This is a genomic window from Streptomyces sp. AC512_CC834 (assembly GCF_019049325.1).
Classification (GTDB): domain Bacteria; phylum Actinomycetota; class Actinomycetes; order Streptomycetales; family Streptomycetaceae; genus Streptomyces.
The window spans coordinates 13,224-33,983 of the sequence record NZ_JAGMUO010000041.1 but is presented as its reverse complement, the minus strand read 5'-3'; the positions used below and the strand labels follow the sequence as shown (position 1 = coordinate 33,983).

18 protein-coding genes and 1 pseudogene are annotated in these 20,760 nt (G+C 70.4%); 12 read left to right on the top strand and 7 right to left on the bottom strand.

The features are described from left to right. The first annotated feature begins 149 nt into the window (after positions 1-149). Together KUM40_RS17335 and KUM40_RS17330 are read left to right on the top strand one after the other, a co-directional pair. A complete protein-coding gene (locus KUM40_RS17335) occupies positions 150-395 on the top strand; it encodes a DUF397 domain-containing protein (RefSeq protein ID WP_217166887.1) in 246 nt (81 codons plus the stop codon). Positions 396-516: 121 nt separating this feature from the next. Next, positions 517-1,077: an SMI1/KNR4 family protein gene (locus KUM40_RS17330; protein ID WP_217166886.1), complete on the top strand. Its 561-nt coding sequence runs from the start codon at positions 517-519 to the stop codon at positions 1,075-1,077. Positions 1,078-1,239: 162 nt separating this feature from the next. On the opposite strand, the gene KUM40_RS17325 is transcribed toward KUM40_RS17330, so the two are convergent. After that, complete coding sequence (locus tag KUM40_RS17325; RefSeq protein ID WP_217166885.1) at positions 1,240-1,881, bottom strand: TetR/AcrR family transcriptional regulator; 642 nt, start codon at positions 1,879-1,881, stop codon at positions 1,240-1,242. Between the two features lie 190 nt (positions 1,882-2,071). Between KUM40_RS17325 and KUM40_RS17320 the strand changes: the two genes are divergently transcribed. Continuing rightward, entirely contained in the window at positions 2,072-2,806 is a 735-nt protein-coding gene (locus KUM40_RS17320) for an SDR family NAD(P)-dependent oxidoreductase (RefSeq protein WP_217166884.1), read from the top strand. Positions 2,807-2,864: 58 nt separating this feature from the next. Further along, entirely contained in the window at positions 2,865-3,488 is a 624-nt protein-coding gene (locus KUM40_RS17315; protein WP_217166883.1) for an NADPH-dependent F420 reductase, read from the top strand. 156 nt (positions 3,489-3,644) lie between these two features. Here KUM40_RS17315 and KUM40_RS17310 read toward each other — a convergent pair whose 3' ends face one another. Both KUM40_RS17310 and KUM40_RS17305 read right to left on the bottom strand, forming a co-directional pair. Continuing rightward, the gene (locus KUM40_RS17310) at positions 3,645-4,673 is read right to left on the bottom strand and encodes a LacI family DNA-binding transcriptional regulator (RefSeq protein WP_217166882.1); all 1,029 of its coding nucleotides are present in this window, start codon (positions 4,671-4,673) and stop codon (positions 3,645-3,647) included. Then, the gene (locus tag KUM40_RS17305; RefSeq protein WP_217166881.1) at positions 4,670-7,150 is read right to left on the bottom strand and encodes a glycoside hydrolase family 2 protein; all 2,481 of its coding nucleotides are present in this window, start codon (positions 7,148-7,150) and stop codon (positions 4,670-4,672) included. The genes KUM40_RS17310 and KUM40_RS17305 overlap by 4 nt, the downstream gene beginning before the upstream one ends. 280 nt (positions 7,151-7,430) lie before the next feature. Between KUM40_RS17305 and KUM40_RS17300 the strand changes: the two genes are divergently transcribed. The 3 genes from KUM40_RS17300 (at position 7,431) to KUM40_RS17290 (ending at position 10,708) form a co-directional block, all read left to right on the top strand. After that, positions 7,431-8,753, top strand: a complete 1,323-nt coding sequence (locus KUM40_RS17300; protein WP_217166880.1) for an ABC transporter substrate-binding protein — start codon at positions 7,431-7,433, stop codon at positions 8,751-8,753. Positions 8,754-8,867: 114 nt separating this feature from the next. Next, positions 8,868-9,842: a carbohydrate ABC transporter permease gene (locus tag KUM40_RS17295; RefSeq protein WP_217166879.1), complete on the top strand. Its 975-nt coding sequence runs from the start codon at positions 8,868-8,870 to the stop codon at positions 9,840-9,842. Continuing rightward, positions 9,839-10,708 carry a carbohydrate ABC transporter permease gene (locus tag KUM40_RS17290; RefSeq protein WP_217166878.1) on the top strand — a complete coding sequence of 290 codons (870 nt, stop codon included), beginning with the start codon at positions 9,839-9,841 and terminating at the stop codon, positions 10,706-10,708. Before KUM40_RS17295 ends, KUM40_RS17290 begins: the two co-directional genes overlap by 4 nt. Positions 10,709-10,738: 30 nt before the next feature. On the opposite strand, the pseudogene KUM40_RS17285 reads toward KUM40_RS17290, so the two are convergent. Beyond that, positions 10,739-11,345: pseudogene (locus KUM40_RS17285) on the bottom strand (PP2C family protein-serine/threonine phosphatase). 166 nt (positions 11,346-11,511) lie between these two features. Here KUM40_RS17285 and KUM40_RS17280 point away from each other — a divergent pair. After that, positions 11,512-12,552 carry an acyl-CoA desaturase gene (locus tag KUM40_RS17280; protein ID WP_217166877.1) on the top strand — a complete coding sequence of 347 codons (1,041 nt, stop codon included), beginning with the start codon at positions 11,512-11,514 and terminating at the stop codon, positions 12,550-12,552. Positions 12,553-12,645: 93 nt separating this feature from the next. Here the strand turns inward: KUM40_RS17280 and KUM40_RS17275 are convergent, their stop codons facing one another. Both KUM40_RS17275 and KUM40_RS17270 read right to left on the bottom strand, forming a co-directional pair. After that, positions 12,646-13,296, bottom strand: coding sequence for a TOPRIM nucleotidyl transferase/hydrolase domain-containing protein (locus KUM40_RS17275; RefSeq protein WP_217166876.1), 651 nt, complete (start codon positions 13,294-13,296; stop codon positions 12,646-12,648). Between the two features lie 55 nt (positions 13,297-13,351). Beyond that, positions 13,352-14,941, bottom strand: a complete 1,590-nt coding sequence (locus tag KUM40_RS17270; RefSeq protein WP_217166875.1) for an IucA/IucC family protein — start codon at positions 14,939-14,941, stop codon at positions 13,352-13,354. Positions 14,942-15,062: 121 nt separating this feature from the next. On the opposite strand from KUM40_RS17270, the gene KUM40_RS17265 reads away from it, so the two are divergent. The 3 genes from KUM40_RS17265 to KUM40_RS17255 all read left to right on the top strand — a co-directional run bounded on the left by KUM40_RS17265 (position 15,063) and on the right by KUM40_RS17255 (position 18,756). Continuing rightward, positions 15,063-16,613: an IucA/IucC family protein gene (locus KUM40_RS17265; RefSeq protein ID WP_217166874.1), complete on the top strand. Its 1,551-nt coding sequence runs from the start codon at positions 15,063-15,065 to the stop codon at positions 16,611-16,613. A gap of 62 nt (positions 16,614-16,675) precedes the next feature. Next, the gene (locus KUM40_RS17260) at positions 16,676-17,950 is read left to right on the top strand and encodes a VWA domain-containing protein (RefSeq protein WP_217166873.1); all 1,275 of its coding nucleotides are present in this window, start codon (positions 16,676-16,678) and stop codon (positions 17,948-17,950) included. Then, positions 17,950-18,756 (top strand): hypothetical protein, encoded by an 807-nt coding sequence (locus tag KUM40_RS17255; RefSeq protein WP_217166872.1) that lies wholly within the window; start codon positions 17,950-17,952, stop codon positions 18,754-18,756. The genes KUM40_RS17260 and KUM40_RS17255 overlap by 1 nt, the downstream gene beginning before the upstream one ends. A gap of 56 nt (positions 18,757-18,812) precedes the next feature. Here the strand turns inward: KUM40_RS17255 and KUM40_RS17250 are convergent, their stop codons facing one another. Beyond that, on the bottom strand, positions 18,813-19,460 hold the full coding sequence (locus tag KUM40_RS17250) for a winged helix-turn-helix transcriptional regulator (protein WP_217166871.1): 648 nt from the start codon (positions 19,458-19,460) through the stop codon (positions 18,813-18,815). 87 nt (positions 19,461-19,547) lie between these two features. Here KUM40_RS17250 and KUM40_RS17245 point away from each other — a divergent pair, with 87 nt between their 5' ends. Continuing rightward, positions 19,548-20,756 carry a pyridoxal phosphate-dependent aminotransferase gene (locus tag KUM40_RS17245; RefSeq protein WP_217166870.1) on the top strand — a complete coding sequence of 403 codons (1,209 nt, stop codon included), beginning with the start codon at positions 19,548-19,550 and terminating at the stop codon, positions 20,754-20,756. The last annotated feature ends 4 nt before the right edge of the window (positions 20,757-20,760 follow it).

Below are 20,760 nucleotides of genomic sequence, written 5' to 3'. Positions count from 1 at the left end.
GCGAAGCCCTCGCGGCTTGCTTGAGCCGGATGCGTTGAAAGGCGCACGTCCGGTTCTGAGGGGGCCGGATCACGGCAACGTGGTCCGGCTACCCGACCCCTTAACCCCGAGGATTCCAAGGGCCTGTTGAAGCGAATGCGAGGATCGCTATGAGCTCACCCGACCTGACCTGGTTCAAGAGCAGCTACAGCAGCGGTAGCGACGGCGACTGCGTCGAAGTCGCGATGACGTGGCACAAGTCCAGCTACAGCAGCGGCAGTCAAGGCGACTGCGTCGAGGTGGCGTCCTGCCCCGAGACGGTCCACGTCCGCGACTCGAAGGTGCGGCAGGGAGACCAGCTCGCCGTCTCCTCGGCGGCCTGGACCCACTTCCTCACGTACACGAACAACGCCTGACACGCCCGTACGACCGAACGCCCCGCCCTGGAGTCCCTGGGCGGGGCGCCACCCTGCCGGTCGGCCGCGGTCAGCGATGCGTGGCGCTGCCCCGCCGGTGGGCACGAATACGCTGCCGGTCATGACCGAGAACATGCAACGTCTACGTCAGGCGTGGGGCAAGGTCGAGGAGTGGCTGACGCAGAACGCCCCTGGCACGCTCGGCTCCCTGCGGCCGGCGGCGACACACGAGGAGATCGACCAGACCGAACACGTCATAGGCGTGCGCGTCCCTGCGGTGCTGCGCCAGTGGTATCGGCTTCATGACGGGCAGGAAGAGGGATACGCACCGGATTTCTTCCCGGGCGAGTTCTGGTGGTTTCCGCTGGAGAAACTGCGTGAGCAGTACCTGATCCACACTCAGGAATGGGAGCGGGAGGTCGGCGCGCTTCCTTTCGCCGCGGACTCTCCGGACGATTACGCGTTTGGCTTGTACGTGGAGGCCGCTACCGCGTCTGTGGGGACGTGGGGTGTCGAAACAGGTCATGAGCCGCTCTGCGACGAGCCGTGGCCGTTGCAGGACTGGGTTTCCGCGCTCGCGGATGCTCTGGAACACGGGCGGCCGGTGGTGCGACCAGACGGCACCGTGGAAGCGGGCCGACCCAGCGTCGACCTCGACGGGTGCCTGACCTGGTTCAAGTAGAGCGACCTCGGACGCGACCGGTGTTGGCGCCCTTGGCCTCGATGTCGGCGACGGAGCTGCTGCGGTCGGGGTTCCCGCTCTCCGACCCGAGTCCCGGCAGCTACCGCTCCGGCCGCGCCGGACTCGACGCCGTCTTCCGGCCGACGAGGCGTGATCGGGCCGTCACTGGCCTCCCACCGGAACGGGAGCGGGCCCGGTAGTTCCGCGGTCGTCGCCGGGCTGCCGAGGAGATGACGCGGGGATGGCGTTGTCGATGAGGACGGCGGCGATGGCTGCGGCGGCGGGGAAGGATTCGCTGTTGAGGACTCGGGTGCGGGCCGAGGCGCCGTCGATGAGCAGCGCCAGTTGCTCGCCGAGCTGTTCGGGGTTGGTGGCGCCGGCTTCGCGGGCGGTCTCGGTGAGCCGCGCGGCGATGGCGGTCTTGTAGTCGCGTGCGTACTGGGATGCGGGGTGTTGGGGGTCGTGGAGTTCGACGGCCGCCGCGATGTACGGGCACAGGGGCGTGGACGCGGGTATCTCGAAGGCGGCGAGGAGTCGCTCGCGGGGTGTGAGGTCGGTCCGGTCGAACACTCCGGGCATGACGTCGGGATCGAATCGGCGCAGGTATTCGGCGACGAGTTCGTCCTTGCCGGCGAAGTGCTGGTATGCCGTGCGCTTGGACACCTGAGCCACGGCGCAGAGCTGGTCCATGCCGGTGCGGTTGATGCCCTGATCACGGAACAGCTGCTGTGACGCGCTGAGGATGCGCTCGCGTGCGCCCCTGCCGCGGCGCCGACCCAGGGGACCCTTCTCCAACTCCGTCATGCCTCCACTGTAGACCGTTCGGTACAGATCGGTCTACATACGCCTGGACCGTGCACGCCCGCGGCGGGATTGGTACCGATCGGTGTACGTAGCTTGCACTCCGGTCGGCCGCCGGGTACGTTACATACACAGTCCGGTGTACGTAAGAATCGAACTGTTTCGGATACCCGTTCTATCCAATGGAGTGATCATGGGAAAGCTCGATGGCAAGGTAGCGGTGATCACCGGCGGATCCACCGGCATGGCACTGGCCGGCGCCAAACTGTTCGTCGAGGAAGGAGCGCACGTCTTCATCCAGGCCCGGCGGCAGGAAGCACTGGACGACGCCGTCAAGCTGATCGGCCGCAACGTCACCGCCGTCCAGGGTGACGCGGCCGAACTGGACGACCTGGACCGCTTGTACGACACCGTCAAGCGGGAAAAGGGCTCGATCGACGTGCTGTGGGCCAGCGCCGGAATGGGCGAACCCGGCGTCCTCGGCGAGATCACCGAGGAGCAGTTCCACCGCGCCTTCTCGCTCAACGCGCGCGGCACCCTGTTCACCGTGCAGAAGGCACTGCCGCTGCTCAACGACAACGGCTCGATCCTCATGACCGGATCCAACGCCTCCCTCGGCGCCTTCCCCGGCTGGAGCCTCTACGCGGGAAGCAAGGCCGTCCAGCAGGCCTGGGCCCGCGTCTGGCTCAACGAACTGCGCGACCGCAGGATCCGGGTCAACGTCCTGACCCCCGGCCAGGTCGCCACCGCCAAACAGGAAGAACTGTTCGACGAGGCGACCAAGGCGGAATTCGAGTCCCTCATCCCCCGCGGAAAGATGGGCCGCCCCGAAGAAATCGCCACCGTCGCCCTGTTCCTCGCCTCCGACGACTCCAGCTACGTCAACGGCCTGGAACTGGTCTCCGACGGCGGCACCACCGCCATCTGAACCACACACCAGGAATGCCGCGGGCACGACACCTCGAGAACAGGAAGAGAGCACACTCATGGGCAGCATCACCCTCATCGGCACGGGGAACATGGCCCGTACCATCGGCACACTCGCGCTGACGGGCGGCAACAGCGTCGAGGTCATGGGACGCGATCAGTCCAAGGCCGACGACCTGGCCAAGACTCTGGGCGGCGGCGCGACGACGGGCCGGTGGGGCGCCGTCCCGGCCGGGGACATCGTCATCACGGCCCTGTTGTACGACGGTGTCGTTCCGGTCGTCGCCGAGTACGGAGACGCCCTCGCGGGCAAGGTCGTCGTCGACATCAGCAACCCGTTCAACGCCACGTTCGACGGGCTGGCCCACAGTGAGGAGACCTCGATCGCGCAGGAAGTCGCCAAGGTGGCCCCGGCCGGCACCGACGTGGTGAAGGCGTTCAACACCGTCTTCCGCAATGTCCTGGAGAAGGGCCGGCCCGACGTCTTCATCGCCGGCGACAGTGCGCAGGCCAAGGCGGGCGTGGCGGCATTCGTCGAGAGCCTCGGGCTGCGCCCGCTGGACGTCGGCGGCCTGAAGATGGCGCCCTGGCTGGAAGGCATGGGCCTGGTCACGGTGGGCCTCGCCGGCAAGGGGGTCGGCCACTGGGACTTCGCCCTCGGTGTCAACGAATTCACCGGCTGAGCCCGCGGGGCCGAGCAGTCGGCGCACAGGGCTCCGTGGGCCTTGAAAACGGCGCCCTCGCTCTCGCTCTCGCTCTCGGGATCCGGCCACACCGTGAAGGAGCGCGGCATGACGCCGCGCCCCTTCTTGTCCTTCCGTTCGTCCGTTCCGCCGCCGCTACGAACGAGGTGAGGCCGTCGACGCCCGCGGTACCAGTGACGGCGTCGCGACCGGCTGGGACGTCACGTCCTTACCCGCCAGTACCTCGAAGAGCACCCTCGCGACCTGCGCACCGAAGCCGTGCACGTCGTGGCTCATCGCCGACAGCGTCGGATGCGTCAGCCGGCACAACTGGGAGTCGTCCCACGCCAGCAGCGACAGGTCGTCCGGCACGGAGACCCCCATCTCGGCGGCCACACCGAGTCCGGCGACCGCCATGATGTCGTTGTCGTAGAGGATCGCCGTGGGCCGCTCGGCGGACAGCAGCAGGGAGCGGGTGGCGCGCGCACCGTCCTCGCCCGAGAATCCCGTCTCCACGTGCGGGCCGCAGTCGAGGCCGAGTTCGCTCATGGTCTGTTCGAACGCGGTCGTCCGGATGGCGCTGTGCCCCAGCCCCCGGGGGCCGCCCACGTGTGCGATGCGCCGGTGCCCCAGCACCGCCAGGTAGCGCACGGCCTCGGCGACGGCGGCCGCGTCGTCGGTCCACACCGACGGGAATCCCCCGGTGAGGGACGGATGTCCGACCGCCACGGCCGGGAGGCCGATCTTCCGCAGCGGGCCGATCCGCGGGTCCTCCTGATGGAAGTCGACCAGGATCGAGCCCCCCACCTGCCGCTCCCGCCACCAGCGTTCCTGCAGCCCGATCTCCTCCTCCAGCGAGCCGACCAGGCGCAGCAGCAACGAGCAGTCGCGCTCGGCCAGCACGCTCTCGATGCCGGAGACGAACTCCATGTAGAACGGCTCCAGGCCCAGCAGCCGGGCCGGCCGGCAGATCGCCAGCCCCACGGTGTCGACGGACTGGCGCGAGAGGCTGCGGGCCGAGGAGTTGGGGGCCCAGCCCAGTTGCCGGGCCGCCGCGAAGATCCGCTCCCGGGTGGCGTCGGAGACCCCGGGCTTGTCGTTGAAGGCCAGGGACACGGCGCCCTTGGACACGCCGGCGGCTGCGGCGACGTCCTTGATGGTGACGCGTACGGACGGTGTGCTCACGCCGGTTCCACGCAGAACAGTGCCGCTCGTACGGCGTTGGCCCCGGTCTCGGCCGCGCCCGCGACCCGCAGGCGAAGCTGTTCGCCGGGGAGCAGGGTGCGCAGTCCGGTGTCGCAGACCGCGTCCGGTCCGAGGCGGTCGGCCTGCAGGAGAAGGTCACGTACGAGGGTGTGTGCGGTTACCACGACCTCGACACTACCCGTCCCGGTACCCATCGGGGATTCCACGGCCACGTCGTACCGCGGGGCCGGGTAGGCGAACTCCCGGTCCGTGACGGGGAAGTGCACGCTCCGCAGCCCCTCGCTGTCGGCGACGAGGAATTCCTTGGCGCAACGGGGGGCGGGGGCCAGACCCTGCGGCACTGTCTGCCGGTGCACCGAGCGGGCGGCGACGGTCACGTCGAGCACGTGCTCGGCCACCCCGGTGCCGTCCGCCCGCAGCCGGCGCAGGGTCACGCGCGCCTGCCAGGGCTCGGCGGACTGGTTGACGACGGCGAGCACGGGGTCGTTGTCGCCCCCCTCATCGCCGCCGTCGCCGTCGCCCGGCTGGAGCGTGAGAAGCCGGTCCGCGTAGACCCGGCGCAGCTCGTGGTAAAGGGGCTTGAGCCGGCCGTCGCCGTCGATGGCCGACCAGGAGCTGACCGGCCAGCAGTCGTTGATCTGCCAGACGACGGTGCCCGCGCACACGGGCCAGTGCGAGCGCCAGTGTTCGATCCCGGTGGCGATCGCGCGGGCCTGCACGACCTGGGTGAGGTAGTGCCAGCGGTCGAAGTCGTCCGCGGGCAGGGCGAAGTGGCGTTCCACGCCCCGGTTCAGCTTGCCGTTGCCGTCCTCGGCCTTCTGGTGGTGCAGCATGCCGGGAGAGTTCGGCGCGAGTCGTTCGCCGGGCAGTGCGCGCCGCAGGGTCGCCATCGCGGGCGGCGCCTGCCAGCCGAACTCCGCCACGAAGCGCGGCACCGAGTCGCGGTACTCGGCGTAGTCCCGGCGGTTCCAGACCTCCCAGGAGTGGTGGGTGCCGTGGGCCGGGTCGTTGGGGTGGTGGTCCCAGGAGCCGGACCAGGGGCTGCCTGCGGCATAGGGGCGGGTGGGGTCGAGTTCGGCGACGATCCTGGGGAGCAGGTCCAGGTAGTAGCCGCCGCCCCAGGAGTCGCCGCGCAGCTCGGGCTCCCAGGCCCAGTCGCGGAAACCCCAGAGGTTCTCGTTGTTGCCGTTCCACAGCAGGAGCGAGGGGTGCGGCATGAGCCGGACAACGTTGTCGCGGGCCTCGGCATCGACCTCGCCGCGCAGCGGCTGCTCCTCGGGGTAGGCGGCGCAGGCGAAGAGGAAGTCCTGCCAGACCATGAGGCCCAACTCGTCACAGGCGTCGTAGAAGGCGTCGTCCTCGTAGATGCCGCCGCCCCAGATCCTGACCAGGTCCACGCCCGCCTCGGCCGTCTGGCGCAGTCGGGTGCGGTAGCGCTCCGGGGTGATCCGGGAGGGGAACACGTCGTCGGGGATCCAGTTGACCCCGCGCGCGAAGATCCGCTCGCCGTTGACGACGAGGGTGAACCCGGTGCCGTGCTCGTCCGCCGAGCGGTCCAGTTCCACGCTCCGGAAGCCGATCCGCCGGTGCCAGGAGTCCAGGGGCCGCGCTTCGTCGGCTTCGTCGGCTCCCTCGACGAGCACGAGTTCCAGGTCGTAGAGAGGTTGGTCGCCGTAGCCGCGGGGCCACCACAGGCAGACGTCGGGCACCTCCAGCGTCAGCACGGCGTGCGTACCCTCCACCACGCCGCGCGCCTCGACGAGTCCGCCCTCGACGAGAGCACCCTCGACGGTGGCACGTACGGCGAGTGGGTGGGCCGTCCCCTGCGCGGTCCGCTCGACCTCGACACGTACCTCGACGCGGCCCGTGCCGTCGTCGACCGTCACCAGGGGGCGTACGTCGGCCAGCCGGGCCGTCGACCACCGCTCCAGCCGCGCCGGACGCCATATGCCGGCGGTCACCAGGGTCGGACCCCAGTCCCAGCCGAAGCTGGACGCCATCTTGCGGATGTACTGGAACGGCTCCGGGTAGACGTTGGGGCGCTCCCCCGTCAGTGCCCGCACCGAGGCCGCCTCGTCGTAGGCGGAGGCGAAGTGCACCTCCAGGAGCCCGTGGTGACCGGTGACGTCGAAACGGTGGCGCCGGTGCATGTTCCGGGTATGGCCCAGTTCCCGCCCGTCCAGGGTGATGGTCGCGGCGGTGTCCAGGCCGTCGAAGACCAGGTCGGTCCGCTCGTGTCCCTCCTCTGCGGTGTCGGTGGCCCGCAGGTCGCGGACGTAGGTCCAGGCCCGCTGTCCGACCCAGGCCACGTCGGGTTCGTTGACGCCGAGGAAGGGGTCCGGGATCAGGCCGGCCGTGAGCAGATCGGTGTGGACGCAGCCGGGAACCTGGGCGGGCAGCAGGTTCTCGCTGTGGCTCAGGCTCCAGTCCTCGGCGAGCGGGACGACTTCCTTCATGTACGGCTCCTTCGGCGGGACGGGCCCGTGGTCGTAGGCAACGCGGCTCAACCTAACCCGGAGAAGTAAACCGGTCTAGCCCTCTCTGCTCGACCGAAGTCCTTTCGTAGGCGCAGTTGGCACATGGGTTCTTCTATCTCACCTCTCACCTCAGGTAACGATTGAGTATCGCGAAGGATTGGGCAGCTTTACCGGTTCACGACCGACTGACATAGTCGCCGTCAGCCACCACCGGAGCCCGAGCCGTAAGCCGCGCAATCCTTGGAAAGGAGCTGGGCACATGGGGAAGAGGACGCTGAGCGTCGCTCTGCTGGCCACCGCGATGCTGACCGTCGCGGGGTGCAGCGGAGGGGGGAGCCCGAACGCCGACGAGACCGCCACCGCGCCGGCGAACCCGGAGGACGTCTCGGGGGACATCACCGTGCTGACCAATCGCACCGACCTGGTCGAGGACGGGACGATGACGAAGTACGCCGCCGAGTTCAACAAGACCTACCCCGAGGTGAAGGTCGAGTTCGAGGGGCTCACCGACTACGAGGGCGAGGTGAAGATCCGTATGAACACGGAGGACTACGGCGACGTCCTGCTGATCCCGTCGGCGGTCGCCAAGGGCGACTACCCCACGTTCTTCGCGCCGCTCGGCGACACCTCGTCGATGAAGTCCACCTACCGCTTCACCGGCAAGACCGACGTCGCCGGCAATACGTACGGCATCGCCACCTTCGGAACCGCCAACGGCCTGGTCTACAACAAGGCGCTGTGGAAGAAGGCCGGGATCACCGACTGGCCGACGACGACCGGGCAGTTCCTCGACGACCTCAAGGCCGTCAAGGACGAGACCGGTGCGACCCCGTACTACACCAACTTCAAGGACGGCTGGCCGCTCGAGAGCCCTTGGACCAACGGCGTCGGCTCGATCAGCTGCGACACCCTGGCGTCCGACAAACTGGCCGCGATGGACAAGCCCTGGGCCGAGGGCAACGACCTCAACGTCCTCGACACCCTGCTCTACGACATCGTCCACCAGAAGCTGTCGGAGAAGGACCCGGCCACCACCAACTGGGAGAGCTCCAAGACCCTCCTGGCCAAGGGCAAGGTGGGCAGCATGATGCTCGGTTCCTGGGCGATCAACCAGATGCGGGACGCCGCCGAGAGTGCCGGGCAGAATCCCGACGACATCGGCTTCATGCCGGTCCCGTCCCAGAAGGACGGCCATTTCTGCGCCACCCTGGTCTCCGACTACCAGCAGGCCGTCAACATCCACTCCGACCACAAGGAGGCCGCCCGGGCGTGGATCGACTGGTTCACCGAGAAGTCCGGCTACGCGACCGAGGAGGGCGGCGTCTCCGCCCTGAAGTCCGAGGGGATGCCGGCGACACTCAAGGACTATGGTGACAACGATGTCACGTTGATTGAACGCTCCGAGGCGAAGACGGCCGAGGTCAACGCCATCGACAACGCCTCCGAGATCGGACTCAACAAGCCCGACTACCGCAAGAAGCTCATCGACATCGCCCGCGGCGCCGTCGACGGATCACTCGAGGGCTACTTCGAGGACCTGAACAAGCGCTGGTCCGAGGCCAGGCAGACCGTCGGCTCCTGAACCCGGCACCGCCTGACCCAGCACCCGCCGGTCCCCCGCCCGCCCGGCCACGTCGGCGAGCGGGGCCCGGCGGCCCAGTGCCCTCAGCGGACGACGAAAGGCCCTGGCTCCGCGATGACCCGAACCGCTTCCACCGCTTCCCCACCCGCCCAGGTCACCGATCCGGGTGGGACCGGCAAGCAACGCTCCCGGCACCGCGCCCGGGCCGGCGCCTCGTGGCGCGACCGGCCGATGCGCACGATCACGCCGTGGCTGTTCCTGCTGGCCCCGCTCGCCCTGCTGATCACGTTCACCTACGTGCCGGTGGGCAACATGCTCTACTACAGCTTCACCGACTGGGACGGCGTCAGCCCCGACCGCAACTACGTCGGGACGGAGAACTACACCGAGATCTTCACCCGTCCCGAACTGCTCCGGGTGTTCGCGGTGAGCTTCTACTACCTGGCGGCGTCCGTCGTACAGATCGTCATCGCCCTGTACTTCGCCACCGTCCTCAGCTTCGACCTGCGCTTCAGGAACCTGTTCAAGGGCATCCTGTTCTTCCCGTACCTGATCAACGGGGTCGCGATCGGCTTCGTCTTCCTGTACTTCTTCCAGGACGGCGGCACCCTCGACTCGGTCCTGTCCTGGTTCGGCGCCGACACCGACCACGCCTGGCTGGGCACTCCGGAGTCCGCCAACACATCCATGGCCGGCGTGTCCGTGTGGCGCTACACCGGCCTGAACTTCGTGCTGTTCCTCGGCGCGATCCAGTCCATCTCCGGCGAGCTCTACGAGGCCGCCCAGCTCGACGGCGCGACCCGGTGGCAGCAGTTCCGGCACATCATCGCGCCGAGCATCCGCCCGGTGCTGAGCCTCAGCGTCATCCTGGCGATCTCGGGCTCCCTCTCCGTGTTCGAAATCCCGTACATCATGACCGGCGGGGCGACGGAGACCTCGACGTTCGTCATCCAGACGGTGAAGTACGCCTTCCAGTTCAACAAGACCGGCCTGGCCTCGGCCTGCGCCGTGGTGCTGCTGGCGATCATCCTGGTGATCACCTGGATCCAGCGTCGCCTCGTGCCCGACGAGAAGGTGGATCTCGTATGACCCTCACCGCCCCCGCCCGCCCGCAGGAACGAGCGCGCCGCCGACCCCGTATCGGCACCACCCTGACGTACGTGTCGCTGGTCGTCGCCTCTCTCGTGGTGCTGCTGCCGCTCGTCGTGGTCTTCCTGACCTCGCTGAAGTCCTACGGGGAGATCTCCGACGGCCAGGGCGCCCTGGCCCTGCCGGACGACTGGCTCAACTTCTCCAACTACGCCACGGCCTTCAACGACGGCCACCTGCTGAAGGCCTTCGGCAACACGGCCTTCATCCTGCTGTTCTCCATCACCGGCACCGTGATCATCGGCTCGATGACCGCGTACGCCATCGACCGCTTCGAGTTCCGCCTCAAGAAGCTCGTCGTGGCCCTGTTTCTGATGGCCACGCTGGTGCCGGCCGTGACGACGCAGGTCGCCACCTTCCAGGTCGTCAACAGCTTCGGGCTGTTCAACACGCGCTGGGCCCCGATCCTGCTGTACATGGGCACCGACATCGTGGCCATCTACATCTTCCTGCAGTTCGTTCGCGGCATCCCCCGGTCCCTCGACGAGGCGGCGCGCATCGACGGCGCCAATTCCTTCACCATCTACCGGAAGATCATCTTTCCGCTGCTGAAGCCGGCCATCGCGACCGTGGTCATCATCAAGGGCATCACCACGTACAACGACTTCTACATCCCTTTCCTCTACATGCCCAAGGAGGATCTCGGAACCATGTCGACGGCCCTGTTCCGGTTCAAGGGACCGTTCGGTGCGCACTGGGAGTACATCTCCGCAGGGGCGGTTCTCGTCATCGTGCCGACCTTGGTGATCTTCCTGTTCCTCCAGCGGTACATCTACAACGGCTTCGCCCGGGGGGCCACGAAGTAGCGGCCGGTGACGGCGCGCACGGTGGTCAACTCATCCGAAGAAGGCGAGGTGGTCGCTGCTGCCGCCACGCCACTCGATGAGGAAGATGGTCGCGTCATCGCTGGTGACACCGCCGCGGTCGTGTTTCAGGGCGTGGGAGAGCGCACGCACCACCGCTCGTACTGAGACGTGCTCACTCGCCACGCGGTCGGTGCAGTCGACGAGTTGCTCCTCACCGAACTGCTCCCCTCCTGCGCGGTGCTCCTCGATCAGACCGTCGGTGAAGCACAGCACGCGGTCCCCTCGTCGCAGAGTCCGCTCCGTCACGACCGGTTGGTGACCGCCGAAACCGACCGGCAGGGTGGTGGGGCTCTCCAGCCGGTCGGCCACGGCATGGCCTCGGATGAGCAGCGGTGCCGGGTGGCCGGCGTTGACCCAGCCGGCCGGGCAACGGCACCAGAAGCAGCTGTTCGTAGTCCTGCAGCAGGATGGAGACGTCACGTCCGCCGATCGCCGCCACTTCTTCCGCGATGAGCGGGGCGATCAACGAAGGCGGCATTTCGTGCGCACGGTCGAGCAGAACACCCAGCAGCCGCTCACCGAACCCCTCCGAGCGGTCCACCTCGGTGTCCGATGACTTCCGCCTGCCGTCAGACACGTCGCGTCCCTTCCTCGCTGCCGGAGTCGGAGTCAGCTTCACGCAACCGGCGTTTCGGCACGCCCATTAGGCCAATGACGGGCCTGTCAATGGGCCTGTCCAGCACCCCGTGTGAGACCTTCCTGTGAGGGAACCCTGCCTGCCCTCATCGCAGAGAGTCACCGCTATGACCATCAGCACGGACCGCCGTCCACCCCCGGAGAGCCGCGGCAGTGACTTCGCCCGGTTGTCGAGAAAGATCACGGAGGCCGGGCTGCTGGCGCGTCGCCCCGGCTACTACGCACTCCGGATCACCGTCGTGGCCGCGTTCTACGCCGGCGGGTGGATCGCCTTCGTCGCGCTCGGCGACACGTGGTGGACGCTGACGGTGGCCGCCGTCATGGCGGTCGTCTTCGGCCAGGTCGCCCTGGTCGCGCACGATGTGGCGCACCGGCAGGTGTTCCGTCGGCGTCGGCCCAGCGAGGTGTCCGGGCGGATCGCCGGAGCCGGTATCGGGATGGGTTACGGCTGGTGGCAGGACAAGCACACTCGTCACCACGCCAACCCCAACCACGAGGACCTCGATCCCGATGTCGAGCCCGACGTGCTGGTCTGGTCCCCGGAGCAGGCGCGGGCCGCCACGGGACTCCCCCGCCTGATCGGCCGCCGACAGGCGTTTCTGTTCTTTCCGCTCCTCACCCTGGAGGGCTTCAACCTGCACGTGGCGAGCGGAAGGGCGCTGGCCAACCGCTCGCTCAAGCACCGGACGCTCGACGGCATTCTGCTGTTCGCGCACTGCGCGGTCTATCTGTCCGCCGTGTTCTGGGTCCTGCCGCCCTGCATGGCGCTCGCCTTCATCGCCGTCCACCAGGGCCTGTTCGGCCTCTACCTCGGCTCGCTGTTCGCTCCCAACCACAAGGGCATGCCGATCCTGACGGGTGAGGACCGGCCGGACTTCCTCCGCCGCCAGGTGCTCACCTCACGCAACGTGAACGGGGGCTGGTTCACCGACCTCGCGCTCGGCGGGCTGAACCACCAGATCGAGCACCACCTGTTCCCGAGCATGCCCAGCCCCAACCTCCGCAAGGCCCGCGGCCTCGTCCGGCGCCACTGCGAGGAACTGAACGTGGACTACCTGGAGACCGGCCTGATCGCCTCCTACCGGCAGGCCCTCACCAGCCTCCACGCTGCCGGGGCACCGCTCCGACAGGCGCGTGCCCGTGCATAGGGGTCCCGGACGGGAGGCTCCCGACACCACGTCGGCGGTGCGGATTCCGTCGTGGAGGCACTGGTCCGGGACGGTACGCACGAGCGGGACCTGTCACAGCCCCGCGAGGAGATGGGCGAGCGGTGCCGGGGCCCGGCCGGGGTCGAGGGCTTCCACCAGGAGGCTGCCGTAGCGGATCTTGCGGCCCTTCTTGGTGCTGAGGAAGCGGCGCAACTGCTGCTGCCGGGAGCGGCCGTGCTGGGCGGGCTGGCCCAGGAAGGTCTGCCAGGGGCGGAGTTCGCCTTCGGCCCGTACGACCTCCTCGACCCGCGCGGGGCCGAGTGCGCGGATCAGCTCGTCCTCCAGGTCGGCCGCGCAGACGAAGAAGTCCCTTGGGGCTCCCGCCCGTTGCCAGCCCCGGTCGTAGAAGGGCTCCTCGCGGGCGTCGCAGAGGCCGGTCAGGCGCAGGCCGAGGCCGGGTGGGCCGAGCAGGCCGGCGTAGCGGCCGACGCTCATCGCGCCGCCCATCGACACCACGGCCACGCCCTCGGCGGTCAGGTCCCGGTCCTCGCGCGCGGCCAGGGCCTCGACGGCGGCGAGGTCGCTGGGGCCTTCCAGGAGCACCGCCGTCCGCAGCCCGAGGTCCGTCGCCAGATCCGCCGCCGCATCCCCAGTCAGGTCCGCCGCCAGAGCGCCCGCCGTACCGCCGGTGCCGCCGGCCGCCCAGCGGGCGATCTCGTCCCGGAACGCGTCCATGTCCGCCATGCGGTGAGTGTGCACCACCGGGGGAAGGCACGGCACGGGATTTCCGGCCCGCCGCTCACGTCCCGCGCAGCGGGTTGGGCAGGGGGCGGTAGCGGGCGTCGGCGCCGTCCGCGCCGGTCCAGCGCAGCAGGAGGTTGGTCTTGCCGGGGAGGGTGGGGGCGGCGAGCAGGGCGGGGATCTCGGGGAGGTCGTGGCGGGCCAGGGCGCGGCGGACTGCGGGCCAGGGGTCGAGGCCGGGATGGTGTTCGGCCAGGGCGGCGGCGACCTCGCTGAGGTGGTTGACGACCAGGCAGTACACCAGCCGCTCCCAGCCGGCGGCGCGGGAGATGTCCGGCAGCAGCTTGACGCCCTCCGCGTCCCGGAACAGGGCCTGCACCGGTGTGCCGGCGGCGTCCACGGCGACCAGGGTGTTCTGCAGATGCGCCTCCAGGACGACGCCGTCGTCGTCGAAGGCGGTCAGTACGGGCGGGACGACGGCGTCGAGGTACGCCTCCCACCAGGCCGCCGGGTCCGGGGTGCGGGCCAGCGGGCTGCCGGGGAAGCCCTCCACGAGCGCGGCGGCGAGCAGCGGGGTCGCGCCGGGCAGGACGTGTCCGCGCAGTCCGTCGCGGACGACGACGGCCAGTTCCTCGAAGGCGAAGTCGGCGGTGCGGTAGCCGCGGTCGCCGAGCCAGGCCGCGGGGGGCCCGACGGAGGCGAAGGCCTCGGTGACCGCCGTGTCGGTGCGGCGCAGCCTCAGCAGGTCGTGGCGCCACAGGCGGCGGATGTCGTTGGTGACGCGCACGTCGAGGCTGAACTTCAGGAACAGGTCCCGTCCGGGAAGGTACTCGGGCGCGTACACCGTGCGGATGGCGGCCGTCGGCCAGGCGAAGAAGCCGGTCGTGCCGACCCGCAGGAGACGGCCGTCGGCGAAGGCCGGGGCGAGGGCGGGGGCCGTCAGGGCCAGTTGCCAGGGGTGGGCGGGCAGCAGCCGGTAGCCGGGCGGGGCCTGGCCGAGGGCGTCCAGGGCGGCGGTGTCTCCCTCGTCGACGACGGTGTCCTCGCGCGCGGCGAGCAGCGCCAGCGGGAAACGGGCGTGCGCCTCGGGCGCGTACGGCAGCCAGCGGGTGTGCGGGCCGCCGCCGCGTGCTTTGGGGGCGGGGTGGTGGGTGTGCCCGGTGAGCAGGGACTGCTCGGAGCGCAGGTACCGGTCCTCGGGCGGGGTCGCACGCGCGCGTGCCGTCAGCAGTGCGGCCACCGTGTCGCGGCTGTCGGTCATCTCGGTGGGGAGTTCGTGGTTGGACAGGCCGGTGTGCAGGCGCAGTTCCTCGGTGACGAGCCGCACAAGACCGGCGTGGTCGACCCGGTGCCACCCGTCCGCCGTGCCGTCCGCCGTGCCGTCCGCCGTGCCGTCCGCCGTGCGGACCTCCGGTTCGGCGGGCCGGCGGCCGTCGCGCACCCGCAGCAGTCTCCCGCCGGGCAGCCGGTACACGGGCCGGGCGCCGGGCCCCGGCAGCGGTTCGGCCACCTCGCGCAGCAGGCAGTTGAGCAGCGGTACGGCCGCGTAGGCGTCGGCGCGGCGCTCGACGTCGCCCCGGACGGCGGCTGCGGCCCGGGAGGCGGCGTCGGCGCCGGTGGGTGGGGGCAGGAGATCCACGCGTTCCACTCGTTCCACTCGTTCCCTACGGTCGGTCCATGCGGAGAGGACGGAGACGGTCAGGACGATCAGTATGTCTCTCGTCGGCCTTGTGCCGTGCCGCCGTTGCCCGTACCCGAGGAGTCCGCCCGTGCATCGTCCACCCAGCGCAGCGGCCGAGGTCGCCGGCGAGCTGGCGGCCGTCCGTCCCGCCCTGACCGCCCGGTTCGCGGCCGAGCTGCCCGGCGCACGCGCGGCCGTGCTGTCCCGGCTGTGGCGTGCCTTCGCGCACGAACCACTGCCGTGGATCGAGGGCCGGGAGTCCGCCGGGGACGGGCTCGTCCTGCGTCTTCGGGACGGCCGCCGGCTGTCGGGCCCGGCCGCCGACCCGTACCGCACGGACGCGTACGTCCCGGTGGTACGGCTGGACGAGGTCGCGTACGACGATCCGGGGCGGCTGACGACCGACCTCGCCGTACCGCACTCGGCGGGGTTCGCCGCCGAACTCGGTCACAGCGTGGCGTCGTTGGCGCTGTCGCGTGCCGCGCAGCCCCGGACGGTGCGGGAGGCCGCGCGGGAGACGGCGCCGGAGACGGTGCGGGAGAATCACCCGGACGAGTGGCCGGACAGTGACTGGGGCTGGGAGCGGCGGGTGGTGGACGGGCACCCGTACCACCCCGGCTGCCGTTCGCGGCCGGGTTTCTCGGTGGCGGAGCAGCTCGCGTACGGGCCCGAGCACGGGCCGGTGGTGGGTCTCGGTCTGGTGCCGGTCCCGGCGGCGGAGTGCCTGGTGACGGGGGTGTGGCCGCGGGAGCTGCGGGACGGGGCGGCCTTGCTGGTGCCGGTGCATCCGTGGCAGGCCGCGCATGTGCTCAAGCGGCCCTGCGAGGCGGGGCTCGCCGCGCATCCGCTGATGTCCCTGCGGACCCTCGCCGTGCCCGGCGGCCCGCACGTCAAGACCGCGCTGAGCGCCCGGCTGACGTCCTCGGTGCGGGACATCTCGGTCGGCTCGGTCGCCGCGTCGGCGGCCCTGTCGTCGTTCGGGGAGGAGCTGGCGGGGCGGATGGACGGCCTGCTCCACGTGACGCGGACGCTGGGCGCCGTCACCGCCCACTCCCCCGACCTGGCCGCCGTACTGCGCGAGTCACCGCAGGTGTATGCCGCCCCCGGCGAGCATGTCGTCCCCGTGGCGGCGTTGGCGACCACCGGACTGCCCCGCTCCCCCGCCTGGCTCGCCGCCTTCGCCCGTCTCGCGCTCACCGTCGGGCTGCGCGCGCTGGAGCTGGGCGTGGCGCTGGAGGCACACGGCCAGAACCTCCTCGTCGTGCTGTCCGCGACGGGCGATCCGCTGCGCCTGGTCTACCGCGATCTGGCCGACATCCGCGTCGCCCCGGCCCGCCTGGCACGGCACGGCATCGCCGCGCCCGCTCTGCCCGCGCGGATACTCACGGACGACCCGGTGGCGCTGCGCCGCAAGTTGTTCGGCTCGCTGGTGGCGGGCGCGCTGGCGGCGACGGCGGGTTCGGGTGCCGCGTTGCGCAAGGCGCTGGAGGCGGCCGTACTCGAACTGCCGCGCACCAAAGACCTCGTGGCGCTGCGCGAGGAGCCGCTGCCGGTGAAGGCGCTGACGCTGATGCGGACTTCACCGGGGAACGCGGGTGATCTGTGGACGGAGCTGCCCAATCCCCTGCACCGGAGGTGAAGTCGGGGCATCGGCGCGGTCTCGTTTTGGAGCCCGGCACCACGGGTCAATAGGATCCGCCGATGATCATAAGAACACGGCTGGCGGCGGGGGCCTGTGCCCTGCTCGCCGCGCTGACGGCCGGGATGGCATTCCCGGCCGGGGCGGCCGCCGGTGAACCCACGGGTGAGGACGCGCCGAAGGTCGACCTCGTGCTCGACGTCAGCGGTTCGATGCGGGCGCGGGACATCGACGGCGGTACGCGCATGGCCGCGGCGAAGCAGGCGTTCAACGAGGTGCTCGACGCGACGCCGGAGGAGGTGCAGCTCGGGATCCGGACCCTGGGCGCGGACTACCCGGGCGACGACCGCAAGACCGGCTGCAAGGACACCGCGCAGCTCTATCCGGTGGGCCCGCTGGACCGCACCGAGGCGAAGACGGCGGTGGCGACCCTCTCGCCCACCGGCTGGACGCCGATCGGCCCCGCGCTGCTCAAGGCGGCCGACGATCTCGACGGCGGCGACGGCTCCAAGCGCATCGTGCTGATCAGCGACGGCGAGGACACCTGCGCCCCGCTGGACCCGTGCGAGGTGGCCCGCGAGATCGCCGCCAAGGGCATCGGGATCACCATCGACACGCTGGGCCTGGTCCCCAACACCAAGCTGCGCAAGCAGCTTAGCTGCATCGCCGAGGCGACCGGCGGCACGTACACCTCGGTCCAGCACACCGACGAACTGACCGACAAGGTCAACCAGTTGGTGGACCGGGCGGCCGACCCGGTGGTGACTCCGGTCGCCACCGAGGGCGCGGACGCGTGTGCGAAGGCGCCGACGCTCAAGTCGGGGCTGTACACCGACCGCGAGGAGTTCGGGCAGCAGCGCTGGTACCGGGTGGACGTGGAGCCGGGCCAGGAGCTGCGCGCCTCGGTGAGCGTGGGCGCCGACCGGGCCGTGAACCCGTCCTACGGCGTGCTGCTGCGGGCGGTGACGACGCACGGCCGGGAGATCGTGCGCGGTGAGGCGTCGGGCAACGGCCGTACCGACGTGCTCTCGACGGGGCTGCGGTACCCGAAGGCGGAGAGCGATGACGACGACGATGCCGCCGCCTCGGCCGAGGCCGTGTGCCTCCAGGTCACCAACTCCTTCTCCGTCGCGTCCGGCGTGAAGACCACGCCGGGACTGCCGCTGGAGCTGACCATCGATGTCGTGGACGGTCCGGGCGACTCCGACGACGTGGCCGCTTTCGGCCTCGGTCGCGGCTGGTGGCTGCTCGGCGTGCTGGTGCTCGTCGGCTTCGTCGCCGGTCTGCTGTGGGGCTGGCTGTCGCGCTGGCGGCTCGCGATCTGGAGGACCAACTGATGCGGTACACCCGAGTGTTGAGCGTGGCGGTGCTGCTCCTCGGCCTCGCCGCGGCTCCTGCGGCGGCCGACTCCTCACCCTCCGCGAGCCCTTCGCAGGATGGTGACGCACCGACCACGGCGGGCACGTCCTTCCGTACGGCGGTCGAGTTCGAGCAGGGGCAGGACGCCACGGCGAACGCTTCCGCGGGCGACTACCTGTACTGGTCGTTCCCGGCCGACGCCGGACAGCGTCCCACCGTGAAGGCCACGGTGAAGCTGCCCGAGACGCACGCCGCCCAGACCTGGCGGGTCGACGTCTACGACGGTCTGCGCCGCCGCCAGGCCTGCCAGTACGGCGCCCAGTCCCGCACCGCGGACGCGGGCGCCTCCTCCGTCGAGCTGGCCTGCGTGCTGCGCACCGTGCGTGCCTGGTCCGAGCCGTGGGCCAACGACCCGCTGCCGGGCACGTACTACGTCCGGCTGACGGCGGTGGACGTCCCGGCGTCCGACCTCGGTGTCCCGGTCTCCGCCGAGGTGCGGGTGGACTCGAAGGACATCGGCGGGGCCGCGGCGGTGGACGGTTCGCTGTCCGAGCCGCTGGTGCCGGGTATCGCGGTGACGTCCGGCACCGACGAGGGTGCCGAGGAGGACGAAAGCGCCGTACTGTCCGCCATCGAACCGGAGGACGGCTGGTCGTCGGGCTGGTGGTCGGACCGCTGGGTGTGGACCGGGGTCGGTGCCGTACTGGCCGCGCTCGCGGGCATCGGCGGCTACGCGCTGACCCGCGGGCCCGGCCGGCCGTCACGGGTGCCGCCGGCGGCCTGACCTCCCAGGCCCGACGCCCCATCAGAAGGCCCGCCTCTGGCGGGCCTTCTGCCGTTCTACTCCTCCCGCAGCACCTTGGCCGCGGTGCCGTCGCCGGTCACCTCGACCCGGCCGTCCCGCACCGCGTCCCGCAGGCCGGTCTCCCCGCGCCCGAGGGCCGCGCACGTCACGGCGTCCAGCACGAGCCGGGCGTCGGGCTCCCCGGGCGCGGGCCCGTCGCCGTACACGGGGCCGTCCTCCGCGTCACCCGCGTGGAGGTGGAACTCCCCCTCGTCCAGCCGGACTTCGACAAGACCCTCCTCCGCCCCCGCCTCCCGCAGAGCCCGCCGCAGGGGCAGTGCGAACCAGTGGGCGCGTACGGCGTCGGTGGGCCGCCGCTCCCCCAGCTCGCCGGCGCCCCACGCGCCGAGCGCCTCCAGCACCGGCAGCAGACCACGCCCCCGCGCGGTGAGTTCGTAGACGTACGCGGCGCCGGGCGGGGGCAGCCGGCGCCGGGTCGTCAGCCCCTCGCGCTCCATTTCCTTGAGCCGCGAGGCGAGTACGTCCGTGCTGACGCCGGGCAGGTCGGCGTGCAGGTCGGTGTAGCGCCGCGGTCCGGCGAGCAGCTCCCGGACGATCAGCAGGGTCCAGCGGTCGCCGACGGCGTCGAGCGCGCGGGCGGCGGAACAGTACTGGTCGTAGCTACGGCGAGGGCGAGGTGACATGCGACGCAGTGTAGACAAGTTGTTGGACTTTCCAAGCTCGTACTTGGTAAAACCAAGCAACACAAGTTTCCGGAGGGGAAGCCGCGCATGGAGTTCCGGCAGTCGAACAAGCTCAGCGAGGTCTGTTACGAGATCCGCGGCCCGGTCATCGAGCACGCCAACGCGCTGGAGGAGGCGGGCCACAGCGTGCTGCGCCTGAACACCGGCAACCCGGCGCTCTTCGGGTTCGAGGCGCCGGAGGAGATCGTCCAGGACATGATCCGCATGCTGCCGCGGGCGCACGGCTACACGGACTCGCGCGGCATCCTCTCCGCCCGCCGGGCCGTCGCCCAGCGCTATCAGGCGCTCGGCCTGGAGGTGGACGTCGACGACGTCTTCCTCGGCAACGGCGTCTCCGAGCTGATCTCCATGGCCGTACAGGCCCTGCTGGAGGACGGCGACGAGGTCCTGATCCCCGCCCCCGACTTCCCCCTCTGGACGGCGGTGACCACCCTCGCGGGCGGCAAGGCGGTGCACTACCTCTGCGACGAGCAGGCCAACTGGTACCCGGACCTGGCCGACATGGAGTCGAAGATCACCGACCGCACCAAGGCGGTCGTCATCATCAACCCCAACAACCCCACCGGCGCGGTCTACCCCAAGGAGATCGTCGAGGGCATCCTCGGCCTCGCCCGCAGGCACGGCCTGATGGTCTTCGCTGACGAGATCTACGACCAGATCCTGTACGACGACGCCGTGCACCACTCGGCCGCCGCCCTCGCCCCCGACCTGGTCGTCCTCACCTTCTGCGGCCTGTCCAAGACGTACCGGGTGGCGGGCTTCCGCTCCGGCTGGATGGTGGTCACGGGCCCGCGGCAGCACGCGCGCGACTACCTGGAGGGCCTGACCATGCTGGCCTCCATGCGCCTGTGCGCCAACGCGCCCGCCCAGTACGCCATCCAGGCCGCGCTCGGCGGCCGCCAGTCCATCCACGAGCTGACCGCTCCGGGCGGACGACTGCGTGAACAGCGCGACACGGCCTGGGAGAAGCTGAACGAGATCCCCGGCGTCTCCTGCGTCAAGCCGCAGGGCGCGCTGTACGCCTTCCCGCGCATCGATCCGGCCGTCCACAAGGTCCACGACGACGAACGCTTCGTCCTGGACCTGCTGCTGCGCGAGAAGATCCAGGTCGTCCAGGGCACCGGCTTCAACTGGCCGTCCCCCGACCACTTCCGCATCCTGACCCTCCCCCACGCGGACGACCTGGAGGCGGCGATCGGCCGCATCGGCCGATTCCTGAGCGGGTACCGGCAGTAGCGCA